Origin of the sequence: Halomonas sp. AOP7-B1-5, from assembly GCF_052353045.1 — a bacterium.
Lineage (GTDB): Bacteria > Pseudomonadota > Gammaproteobacteria > Pseudomonadales > Halomonadaceae > Vreelandella > Vreelandella colorata.
In genome coordinates, this window is the sequence record NZ_JBQTDC010000062.1 from 1 (window position 1) to 11478 (window position 11478).

Below are 11478 nucleotides of genomic sequence, written 5' to 3' on the forward strand. Positions count from 1 at the left end.
GGCGAAGCCCGATAAGATCAGCCGCCACTGATTGGCCCACCAGTGCGTACTGGAGGTCCGGTCAGCAAACAGGCTCAGTTGTTGATCCTTGATTCGGTTTTCCATGTCGCCCCGAGCGCAGTACTGCTCGTAGTAGAGCTTGAAGCCGTCGTCATAACGGGAACTAATGATAAACCGGGGATTAGAGCCCAGTTCGCCTTCTTCCAGACGGGCCACCACCCAGCGTGGGTATTTCCAGGAGTGGGCTTGATATTGGAAGCGGAACGTCTCTGCTACTTTCCCTCCCACCTGCCATTGGGTCTTGCGCACCAGCATCATGGGCACGTCCACTTCCTTGAGCAGCCGACTGTTCTTGCCGATACCCACGATGTAGTCGACGTGATGTCGATCGCACCAGTTGAGCATCCGGGGACGACAAAAGTGACTATCACCTCGTAACACAATGCGCGTATCGGGCCAGTACTGGCGAATAAACCGCACCAGTAACGCCAGGATGGCCCAGCTGTGGTGGCTGTCGCTGTGGTCACTGGTGCGCAGATAGCTCACCAGCAGATGGCGGCCACAGAAGACGTACAGCGGGAAGTAACAATGGTGATCGTAATAGCGGTTAAAGAACTTGCCGGGTTGCTCGCCGTGCACGGGAATATCGGTGCCATCAAAGTCCAGTACGATCTCCTTGGGTGGTTCGTTATACTGTTCAATGAAGTGATGCCACAGCAACTCATGGGCCTTCACCATCGCTTGTCGATCGGCGTTCTGCTCACTCCGGCACAGCGTAGACTTGCCCGCCAGCGCCTCTTTTTCACCGACCGCCGTCTGAAGCGCTTGGTCGTAACGTAGAGTCTCATGGTCATTGAAATCTTCGTAACCAGCCGCCACACCGAATACGCGTTGACGAACCATGATGTCGAGCTTATGACGAACCTGTTCCGGTGCGCGGGGATCATGAAGCACGGAGGCCAAGCGGTGCGTCAGACGATGTTGTTTATCAACTTCCCGTAGCAAGAGCAATCCAGCATCGGAGGTGATGTGGCCCCCAGAGAAATCGGCTTCAATTTGCCGGCGTGAGAGTGGCGAGAAGGTCAGTTTTTCAGGTACCATTTTGGAAGCGGCTGTTGGTGCTTGATGGATTGGTTAGGTTCTTGAAATCATAGCACTTTCAGCCGCTTTCTTTTATACCCTGTGAGAAATCCGGGCTAGCTATTCGTAAAAAGTTCAGTGACCGAGACAAAGATATTGCACGACGAGAAGGGTTTGATTTTTTATCACGTTTCTTTGAGAATTCATTAAAAGAAATCTGTATTAGACATCCCGAGCTGGAACAGGATTTTCACCATAGAGATTCGGATAGTTTCGAGGCTTCTCTTTACCTTAACGGCCAACGGGTCAGTCATTGTGGGATTTGGAAGTCTTCTGGAAATATTTCTCTTGGAGACATTTGTTATAGCCAGTCAGGTATTTCTTCAAATAGTTGTAACGAATCAGTCAGTTTGGTAGATGACGGTGCAATGCTCGGTTTTCGCTCATTGATGGGAGGAATGTACGGTGCTAGGCGTGACTCTTTGCTCACAAATGAGGGAATGTCTGAGTATTTTTGGGAGACATTTATTAGGCCTTTAAAGTGAGTTGAATTTCAAAAATACTAATTAAAAGTAAATGTTTTAACGGTTAAAAATAGACTCTTTATTTATTTGATGCAGATTTTTTGTGCGGTAGATCTGGCGATGTTGACGCTGTTCGGCTCGCCCAGTTCGGCTTTCTTCGAGGCGTACTGGAATGGCAGCCCCCCCCCCCGATAATTGGCCAAGGCGAGAGGCGCTTTTTCAGCTCTACCCGCTACTGAATCATTTGCTCCTGTTTGGAAAAAGCTACCGAACCCCGGTTGAACGTGCGGTATCCCGGCTGGAAGCGTACTGAGTGTAGTGCGCCACTGGCTCGGCGCTTTTCATACTGCGCGTGATAGAATTTGGCCATTATCTTACGTTTTATTAATTATTGATCACCCGCATGGATGCACAGCGCCTTTCAGTGCGCTGATCTATGCGGTATGGGCAAGGAGCCGAGATGCAGCTCGACCAACTCCAACAGGGCTTACAACACGCCTTCTTCACTGATCACCATCGAATTGTGTTCTGGTACGACGCCCCTGGCCACTTTGCGGATTCGCTCAGCGAGCTTGCGCTGGAAGGCGTTCAGGTGATCAACATGGCGGGGGAGTCCACCCTTGGCGTGAAGCTACGCCTGGAGCTAGAGGAGCCTGAGACGCCCACGTTGCTCTACTTTCCCTACGCCGAGCCAGCCCCAGAAGAGGACTGGCTGTTGGATATCAAGCTGTACTCTGGCCGCTTCTACGCCGACCGCGTTTCGATGATTTTCAACGAGCTGGGCCTAACGCGCCACGTACTGCGCGAGCACTTGGCGCAGCGGCAGGCGTTTTTAGCCAGCCGTAAGCGTATTGATGCCCTGAAGCGTTTGGTCACGCCTTCTATTAGTGAAGATGAGCTAGATTTGGCGATGCTGGCCGTGGTGGTGGGGGCAACGTCAATTGACGTTGCCACGCTGCTGTTTCATCTGGCTGAAGAAGCGGTGGCCAATGAGCTGGGGTTAGAGACGAACCCAGCGGCGTTGGTTGAGGCCGAAAAGTACGCCTTGGTGCCTGCGCTGGTGGGCGCCCTGCAGGCCGAAGTGGGTTACCCCGCCAGCCAAGCAGAGCTTAGCGGTGTAGCGCCGCTTAACTTCGGCCAACTGATGCTGCGGTTATTGATTACCGGCTACTGCGAGAGCATTTCGGATATTCCTGACTGGGCGCGTCAGGTGGCCATTCCCTCTGTTAATGCGCGTGCATCTTCGCGGGCGCTGCTCACTCGCTGGCGGGATAGTTCGCGCTTTTACCCCGCGTTTGATGTGATCTCCGGGTGGGTGGCGGATGCCCAGCGCATTGATGACAAGCTGCAGGATGTGCCGTTAGAGCAGCTAAGCCATGTGGCGACGTTTGAGGTGGTGGAGAAGCAGATCATTGTCGATCTCTGCCAGGCGATACCCACAGCGGATGCCCGCGACCTGAAACTGTTCGACAGCATCATTGTGGCGCGCCTGGACGGTTATTGGGCATCGCGGCATAAAAACGATGCCCGCCGCGAGCGCTATCGGCAGCTGTATGCCGCACTGACGGCAGCGATTGCGCTGTTTAGCCTGCGTCACCAGCATGCCAAAGGCTTTCATTACGAGAGTGTTGAGGCGCTCTACCACGCTTACCAAACAGATCTCTACCGTTTTGATACCGCCTATCGCCATTACGCGGTGGCGTCGGATGCCACCGGCGTGGAGCTGCTTAAAAACCTGGATGCCACTGTTGAGCGCTGTTATGACGAGTGGTTCCTGGGCCAGCTCACCCGTAACTGGAGCGAGCGCGTGGAAGCCGAACAGCGGCTCACTCACTGGAAGTTGCCCAATATACCCAGCCAGCAACACTTCTACCGCGATTGGGTGCAGCCCCTGCTAGCCGCTAGCCGCCAAAAGCGTGTGGTGGTGGTGATTAGCGATGCCTTCCGCTACGAAGCGGCGGAAGAGCTCCGTGAGCGCATTAATGCCAAGCGCTATAGCGAAGCGACGTTAAAAAGCCAGTTAGGTGTGGTGCCAAGCTATACCACCCTGGGGATGGCCTCGTTGTTACCGCACCGAGAGCTCAGCTATCAGCCGGGCAGCGATACGGTGTTGGTGAATGGCCAATCTACCCAAGGCACGGCGAACCGCAGCAAATTACTCAAAGCCGCGCTAGGCGGGGAAGCATTAGCCGTCACCGCCGAGGACGTAAAAGGCTGGAGTCGTGAAGAAGGGCGCGAAAAGATCAAAGGCGTGCAGCTGATGTACGTTTACCACAACGTGGTGGATGCCCGTGGGGATGCCGCTAACACCGAAAGCGAGACGTTCGCAGCGGTTGAGGATGCCATAGATGAACTGGATCAGCTGACCCGTAAAATTCTCATGCACCTGAACACCAGCACGGTGCTGGTCACCGCCGACCACGGTTTCCTGTTCCAGCGCAGCGCGTTGGATGCTACCGACCGCACGGCGCTGTCAGACAAGCCAACGTCGGCCTTCAAAAGCAAAAAGCGCTATGTGCTGGGTGAATCGTTGCCCGATAACCCCAGCGTGTGGCGCGGCCATACCCGCGATACGGCTGGCACCACCTGCGACACCCAGTTCTGGATACCCAAAGGCGCACACCGTTTTCACTTTGTCGGTGGAGCGCGCTTTGTACACGGGGGCATTATGCCCCAGGAAATTGTGGTGCCGGTGCTCACCGTTCAGCAGTTGCGGGGCGAGAAGGTGGAAAAGCGCACCAGTCGCAAGGTGGAGGTGATCTCACCCAAGGCATCGCTGAAAATGGTCAATAACATTCAGCGCTTCGACCTGCTGCAAACCGAAGCGGTGAGCGAGCGCCTCCGCCCGGTCACACTGTCGGTGGCGATTTACGCGGGCAGCGAGGTGGTTTCCAGTGAAGAGGTCGTGACCTTCGATAGCGCAAGCGACAATATGAACGAGCGCATGAAGTCGGTGCGCCTCTCGCTATCGGGCACGTCATTCGACCGCAAGAATGATTACTTCCTAGTGCTGCGCGATAAAGATCTCGGCACCGAGCGGGAGCGTTATCGCGTGGTGATTGATCTCGCGTTTACGGATGATTTTTTCTAGGCCAGTCATCAGCGGAAACGCTTTTATGTTTGTGCATTGTGCTTTTATCGTCGTTCAGGAGTGACCGCCCACATGGATTTTGACTCATCTTCCGCCACGCAAGTGTCTGACGCCCTCCAGGATGCCGATCTGGATACGCTGCTCAACACGCACTTTGCGGGCCGCGTGGTGCGTAAGGATCTCACTCAACGCGTGAAAGAGGGCGCAAACGTGCCTGTTTACGTGCTGGAGTACCTGTTGGGTATGTACTGCGCCTCTGATGATGCCGAGGTGATCGCTACGGGATTGGAAAACGTCAAAGCGATTCTGACCGATAACTACGTTCGGCCAGATGAAGCGGAGAAAGTGAAATCCATCGTGCGTGAGCGCGGCAGCTTCAAGGTGATTGATCGTGTCACGGTGCGTCTGAATGAGAAAAAAGACCGCTATGAAGCAGCGTTCAGTAACCTGGGCATCAAAGATGCTGAAATCTCTGCAGGCATTGTTAAAGAGCACGAGAAGCTGCTGGTAGGTGGTATTTGGGTGATTGCCACGCTCAGCTACTTTCATGAAGAGGGGCAAACAAGCTCGCCGTTTGGTGTCAGCCTGCTCAAGCCGATTCAGATGCCTCACATGAACATGGACGAGCTATTTGAAGGGCGGCGTGGGTTTACCAATGCTCAATGGCGTGAAGTGCTGGTTCGCTCGATTGGTATGGAACCTGCCGAGTTGGATGAGGGCGTGCAATGGCACCTGCTGGCCAGGATGATTCCGTTTGTCGAGAACAACTACAACGTCTGCGAGCTAGGGCCACGGGGCACTGGCAAAAGCCATATCTACAAAGAGTGCTCGCCCAACAGCATTTTGGTCTCCGGCGGACAAACCACGGTGGCTAACCTGTTCTACAACATGAGCTCGCGGCGCATTGGCCTGGTGGGTATGTGGGACTTGGTGGCGTTCGATGAAGTGGCCGGTATCTCGTTCAAGGATAAGGACGGGGTGCAGATCATGAAGGATTACATGGCCTCTGGTTCTTTTGCCCGTGGGCGCGAACAGATGGAAGCCTCAGCCTCGATGGTGTTCGTTGGCAACATCAACCAAAGCGTGGAGTCGCTGGTGAAAACCAGCCACCTATTGACGCCATTCCCTGATGCCATGATTGATGCCGCGTTCTTTGATCGCTTCCATGCCTATATTCCCGGCTGGGAAATTCCCAAGATGCGGCCCTCATTCTTCACTCAGCGCTATGGGTTTATCGTCGATTACCTAGCTGAATTCTTCCGTGAAATGCGCAAGCGCAGCTTCGCTGATGCCATTGATCGCTACTTCTCTCTGGGCGACAACCTCAACCAGCGTGACGTGATCGCGGTACGTAAAACTGTGTCGGGCTTGCTGAAGCTGATGTTTCCCCATGGGGAATACATGAAAGTCGATGTACGCGATTGCCTGGAATACGCCATGCAGGTACGCCGCCGCGTCAAGGAGCAGCTGAAAAAGATTGGTGGCATGGAGTTCTACGATGTCCATTTCAGCTACATCGACAAAGAGACCCTGGAAGAGCACTTTGTGTCGGTGAAAGAGCAGGGCGGTGGCGGCCTAATTCCAGAAGGCCAGGGCAAGCCAGGCGTGGTGCATACCATTGGCCTAAGTGATAAGGGCATGCCGGGGGTTTATCGCATCGAAATGCAGGTAACCGCAGGCAGCGGCAAGCTGGCCATGTCAGGGCTTTGGAACTCCACAGCCGCCAAAGAGCAGGTCAAAATGGCGTTTGATTACTTCAAAGCCAACGCCAGCCGCATCAGCGGAGCCCGCAAGGTGTTGGAGCATGATTTCCACCTTCATGTGGTCGATCTACAAAATAGCGGTGTCCTGCGCGATCTCTCGCTCGCCAGCTTGGTCGCGTTCTCTTCAGGCTTGGTAGGTAAACCTACTCAGAGCCAAATGGTCGTGCTGGGCGATATGAGCCTAGGGGGCAGCCTAAAGCCCGTCGAAAGCCTAGCGGAATGCCTGCAGGTTGCCTTTGATGCCGGTGGCAAGCGCGTCACCCTACCCATGAGCAGCGCCATGGATATTCCTACCATCCCCGGAGAGCTGTTCACCAAGTTCCAAACCAGCTTCTATGCCGAACCGATTGATGCAGTGGTCAAAGCACTTGGGGTGGATTAAGGTTAATGAGTCTACCGTGATACTGCATTCATGGTTTCGCACGCACTGCAGGAGGCACTTAGATGGAAAAATCTAATGAGCTCAGTGATGTAGAAGCGAGCGGCGGCACTCTGCGTTAGTGAGCACATGGCCGGTAGGCGAGGAGCATAGCAATGAAAGTGACTGAAAAAGTAGAAGTCGAGGCCGTCACCGATGTGGTGTGCGATGTCTGCTTAACCACAACGCGTGTAGCAGATGAAAATCTTGAGTACGCCACCCTCAAGGCACATTGGGGCTATGGCTCTCAACACGACGGCGAGCGCTATGAAGTTCACCTTTGCGAAAGCTGTTTTTTCAGTACGCTGGCTTACTTCAAACAAGAACGCCGCGTACAAAATTTGTTCAGCGAAGATAGCGACAGAGATCAGGCCTTCAATACAGATGACCGCCTGGGGCTCGTGGCGACGGATGACTATTTTGGTGATAGAGACGCCTAAGCGTGCTATGCAGTTTCGCCACGCTTTTGGACTGGTATAGAGAGCTGCTTAAGGCAGGTTTCGACCCAAAGCAGCCGGTCATGACGGACAGCAATCGGCCAAGAGCGAACAGTTGGCTTTAAAGTGTAACCAGCGTCCCGTTAACCTTCGGTGGTGCATTGTCGCCGCGCTCTGGTGTAGTCAGCTTTAAGTACCGCTTGAAGCGCGACTGCGAAGCCGGGTAGTAGCCTATGTGGCATTTAAGTAGGATAGATATGAGTGACTTTGTGCATATGGAAGGGCAGATTCGCGAATGCTTAGGCCGGGTTGTATACACCCACAAAGCGCATGAAAAAATGGCAGATCGGTGTGCAACTCGCTTGCGACACCTGAAAATTTTTCAGATAGTAATCTCAGCGCTGACGGCATCAGGGGCTTTGATCGCCGCGATCTTAGGCCCTGACTGGGCGAAAATTGCCACCGCTGTTCTTTCTCTACTTGCGTTACTTCTGTCTGGATACATGAAGGGATTTGATCCCGGCGGGACTGCACAAAAGCATCGTGATGCAGCTGTTCGTATATGGCCTATCCGCGAGTCCTATCTCTCTTTACTTACTGATTTGAAGGCCGGAGCGATCAACTACGACAAAGCAGCGGAGCGACGAGATGAGCTACAGGAGAAGCTTTCTATTATCTATAAGGCCGCACCGCAGACGGATGCAAAGGCCTATGCAGAGGCTCAGAAAGCGCTGAAGTGCAACGAGGAGTTCACGTTCTCAGACGAAGAAATCGACTGTTTCCTTCCAGCCTCGCTGCGTAGCGGGAAAAGCTCATGAAGCAGGTTACCTCCTCCGCTGATCGGTTCATTAGTCAGCTTGCATCCACACTCGACATTCCTGAAGAGCGTTACGCGTCTGCCGACCGAAGCTATCGCTCCATTTGCGATTGGCTGGAACGGCCGGAATCCCGTTTTGCGCAAGTGAATATCAACGCTTACACCCAAGGATCTTTTCGACTTGGTACGGTGATTCGCCCCTTGAATGGCGAGGAGCATTACGATCTGGATGTCGTCTGCGAGTTCGAACTCAGCAAGGCAACGAGCACTCAAAAGCGACTCTTTGACGATTTTGGCCATGAGCTCAAATTGTATGCAGTACGGTATTCGATGGGAGCGCCATCTGGCTGGGAACGCTGCTGGACGTTGAACTACGCTGATACTGCTCAGTTTCATATGGATCTTCTGCCATCTATTCCGGACGGCCAGCGGCAACGTACGTTACGGGAGGCACGAAAGCTGTCTCTTGAGTATGTGGGCAAATCCATTTCAATTACTGATAGAACGCACCCTCGATATCAGCAGTACACAGACGACTGGCCGTCTAGTAATCCCAATGGATACGCCGATTGGTTCATATCTCGGATGGAGGTCGCATTTAATGAGCGACGCCGTGCCATGGCACTCTATGAAGCGAAAGCCGACGTCGCGGAAATTCCCGCATTCCGAGTCAAAACTCCTTTGCAGTCGGCAATCCAGATTCTGAAGCGGCATCGAGACATGTGCTTTTCCGAGCAGCCCGACGGCCGACCTTCATCCATCGTCATATCGACGCTTGCAGCTCATGCATATCAGCAGGAGGCTACGGTCACCGGGGCGCTCTTCAGTATTCTCGCTTCGATGGACCAGTACATTGAAGTTAGAGGGCAAACCTATTGGATCGCCAATCCATCTGACCCTCGGGAGAATTTTGCTGATGCGTGGGAAGCAGAGCCGGAGAGAAAGCTAGCATTTGATGACTGGCTCGATACAGCGCGCAAGGACTTTGAGCGGGCCGGAGAGACTGAGAATCTAGCTCAAATGATCGATTTGCTTTCACCCCGACTCGGACGCGAGTTGTTGGAAAAGGCTGTAACTCGGCATAGCCCTGGCGCTGTCGCTAAGTCAGTTGCTACGCGTCGACTTCACGGAGTGATGCAGCGTGTGTTTGATGCCCCACACCGTAAACCCGTCGCTTGGCCGACGGTGCCTCAAGGGAGCGTAAACCTCTCCGGCACGATGAGCAGGGCTGGTTTCCGACCGACTACTGTAGTTAGCAATGGTGCCGCAGTACCGAACGGGAGTTCGCTACGTTTCGAGGCAAAAACCAATCTTGTTTGGCCATATAAGGTTTTCTGGCAGATTGTGAATACTGGGCATGCAGCCCTTAGGGCGAATGATTTAAGAGGTGGCTTCGTGGAGGGGGCAGTCTCGGCCGGCAACTTGGTCAGAAACGAAGAAGCCTCTTATAAAGGTTCGCACACGATTGAATGTTTTATCGTAAAAGACGGGTATTGCGCAGCTCGAAGTAGCCCCTTTGTCGTGAATATTAGCTAAGTCTGTCGTTCGCGGTTAATGTCGGACACCTAATAGCTTTACCCAATATCCAATGGACAGGTAAATGATTTTAGGGGCGATTACCACCGCGCATGCGCCTGAATAAAACTGTTAGGGCTCCTAGACAATGATCCCAGAGGAAGTGCTCGAATATTCCGTTACGGTGAAGCTGAAGGAATACAGCGATATGGAGATTATTTTGCTAAAGGGACATCTTGTTCTCGAGCAAATTCTGTATCAATTTATTTCTGCTCATCAGCTCGACTCGAAACGAGTAGACGCAATGAATCTAATGTTTAGCAAAACGCTGGAACTAGCCATGGCAATTGATGCTACTTCCATTAAGGATAAATATCCTCACTTAAAGGAAATTAACAGAATCAGAAACAAAATCGCACATGAACTCTTATTTGATGACTACCATGAAGACCTGAAAAAATGGGCATCTAGCGTACTTGGCTATACGCCAAAGACGATAAATTCAAAGAGGACGTATAAAAATCACGTTATAAAAGCATTTTCATTGCTTGCTGGTACATTGCTGGGCATATCAAATGGCATCAAAGTTGTAAAAAGCCCTGAAGAGTGAATGAATGCCGACCAATTTTCCGTAGCCGCTCCAAAATGGCGGCTTATTCAAGATGTTATTTGCTAGAGCGAGTTAGGAATCATTTCTTAAATGAGTATTCAATTAAAGTTGGTTCAACTTCGAAAGAAAATCAGAGCGAATAAGAAGAAAGTTACTAATGCAATCATTGCCGATCATTCCGCAGAAATGTGTATAATTTGTGGCTCCCAAGAGCAGCTGACTAGAGAGCACGTGATTCCGCAATGGGTCTATAATCGTTGTGCGAAACGGAATTTCGAAACAACAACTAACGGTATCTCTCAGACGTACAATAAAACTACACTACCTGCATGCAAAGATTGCAACTCGAACCTACTTGGTTACTTAGAAAGGCATTTGAAGCATGAGTTTGAAAGAGTCGATGTTAGTCACGAGGAGTTCTCGCAAGATACCTTAGAGTTAATCATCCTATGGTTAGAAACTCTAGAGTATAAATTTCAAGTACTTGACCTTCGCAGAAGCCTTAATAAGATAAATGGTGCTGATTACATCCCTTTTATTGGCAAAATGCCTATTGCAATGTTCCAAGGTCCTGTGGACACGAGTCCAGCAAAGGTTTTTTCAAATCTTCGTTCGGCATTGCATGTATTGAGTGTGAAATCAAAGGTAGATAGGCTTAACTCCCTATGTATTATCCATACTAAAAATAAAAATTTTCATTTCTTCCACTCAACAAATAACTTCATATTCATAGAATTAGCTGAGTTCGGCGTTGCATTTTTCTATTTCTATAAGCAAACGTTTGACGACTATAGTCTCGCTACAAAATCTGCTATGGAAATAGTCCAAGATCACTATGCATAAATAGGCACATAACAAACGGCTCAAGAGGGACTGCCAACGCGCGGCGTTTCCAGTCCCAATGAGCCGCGGTGGCTACGGTTGTTGTGTTCGAATTTAGTGGTAATGCGTTGCCCGCCCCTTAGCCGGGCGGTCACTAAAAGGCCGCTTCTGGCCGAAATCGGAATGCACGAACACCCCATGGTGCGCGTGCCACGCCCATTAGGAAAACCCGAAACCAAGTTGATCCCGCGCTTAGCCAATGAATACGATACCTTTGAGCGTTGCCTCGCGTATCGAGACCAACGCGGCAGAGAGATTTGGGGCTCCCGCCGCTGGAAGGAGCTGTTGCGAGTAGAGGCACGCTCCGTCGCGCGTCATCGTGAACGGCCTGCTGGCCCGAT

8 protein-coding genes and 2 pseudogenes are annotated in these 11478 nt (G+C 52.0%); 9 read left to right on the forward strand and 1 reads right to left on the reverse strand.

All coding sequences use genetic code 11. The features are described 5' to 3' along the window. Positions 1–1101 (reverse strand): IS1380 family transposase (locus tag ACT3XD_RS18560; RefSeq protein WP_444280649.1); only part of this gene is annotated, 1101 nt, incomplete at its 3' end. Between the two features lie 611 nt (positions 1102–1712). On the opposite strand from ACT3XD_RS18560, the pseudogene ACT3XD_RS18565 reads away from it, so the two are divergent. The 9 genes and pseudogenes from ACT3XD_RS18565 to ACT3XD_RS18605 form a co-directional block, all read left to right on the forward strand. Then, positions 1713–1917, forward strand: a pseudogene (locus ACT3XD_RS18565) (fructosamine kinase family protein); the annotation flags it as partial. A 147-nt stretch (positions 1918–2064) separates the two neighbouring features. Next, positions 2065–4695 (forward strand): BREX-1 system phosphatase PglZ type A, encoded by a 2631-nt coding sequence (pglZ, locus tag ACT3XD_RS18570; protein ID WP_444280650.1) that lies wholly within the window; start codon positions 2065–2067, stop codon positions 4693–4695. 72 nt (positions 4696–4767) lie between these two features. Next, positions 4768–6840, forward strand: a complete 2073-nt coding sequence (gene brxL, locus ACT3XD_RS18575) for a protease Lon-related BREX system protein BrxL (RefSeq protein ID WP_444280651.1) — start codon at positions 4768–4770, stop codon at positions 6838–6840. A gap of 152 nt (positions 6841–6992) precedes the next feature. Beyond that, the gene (locus tag ACT3XD_RS18580; protein WP_030072670.1) at positions 6993–7316 is read left to right on the forward strand and encodes a hypothetical protein; all 324 of its coding nucleotides are present in this window, start codon (positions 6993–6995) and stop codon (positions 7314–7316) included. 254 nt (positions 7317–7570) lie between these two features. After that, entirely contained in the window at positions 7571–8131 is a 561-nt protein-coding gene (locus ACT3XD_RS18585; protein ID WP_444280652.1) for an SLATT domain-containing protein, read from the forward strand. Next, positions 8128–9666, forward strand: a complete 1539-nt coding sequence (locus tag ACT3XD_RS18590) for a nucleotidyltransferase (RefSeq protein ID WP_444280653.1) — start codon at positions 8128–8130, stop codon at positions 9664–9666. Before ACT3XD_RS18585 ends, ACT3XD_RS18590 begins: the two co-directional genes overlap by 4 nt. Before the next feature lie 127 nt (positions 9667–9793). Then, the gene (locus tag ACT3XD_RS18595; protein ID WP_444280654.1) at positions 9794–10255 is read left to right on the forward strand and encodes a hypothetical protein; all 462 of its coding nucleotides are present in this window, start codon (positions 9794–9796) and stop codon (positions 10253–10255) included. A 90-nt stretch (positions 10256–10345) separates the two neighbouring features. Next, positions 10346–11098 (forward strand): hypothetical protein, encoded by a 753-nt coding sequence (locus ACT3XD_RS18600; RefSeq protein ID WP_444280655.1) that lies wholly within the window; start codon positions 10346–10348, stop codon positions 11096–11098. Positions 11099–11260: 162 nt separating this feature from the next. Then, positions 11261–11478 (forward strand): annotated as a pseudogene (locus ACT3XD_RS18605) (hypothetical protein); the annotation flags it as partial.

What these genes read in the sequence shown, in the direction of transcription:
- pglZ (WP_444280650.1), top strand. Translation starts at nt 2,065, where the DNA reads ATGCAGCTCGACCAACTCCAACAGGGCTTACAACACGCCTTCTTCACT.
- brxL (WP_444280651.1), top strand. Translation starts at nt 4,768, where the DNA reads ATGGATTTTGACTCATCTTCCGCCACGCAAGTGTCTGACGCCCTCCAG.
- ACT3XD_RS18580 (WP_030072670.1), top strand. Translation starts at nt 6,993, where the DNA reads ATGAAAGTGACTGAAAAAGTAGAAGTCGAGGCCGTCACCGATGTGGTG.
- ACT3XD_RS18585 (WP_444280652.1), top strand. Translation starts at nt 7,571, where the DNA reads ATGAGTGACTTTGTGCATATGGAAGGGCAGATTCGCGAATGCTTAGGC.
- ACT3XD_RS18590 (WP_444280653.1), top strand. Translation starts at nt 8,128, where the DNA reads ATGAAGCAGGTTACCTCCTCCGCTGATCGGTTCATTAGTCAGCTTGCA.
- ACT3XD_RS18595 (WP_444280654.1), top strand. Translation starts at nt 9,794, where the DNA reads ATGATCCCAGAGGAAGTGCTCGAATATTCCGTTACGGTGAAGCTGAAG.
- ACT3XD_RS18600 (WP_444280655.1), top strand. Translation starts at nt 10,346, where the DNA reads ATGAGTATTCAATTAAAGTTGGTTCAACTTCGAAAGAAAATCAGAGCG.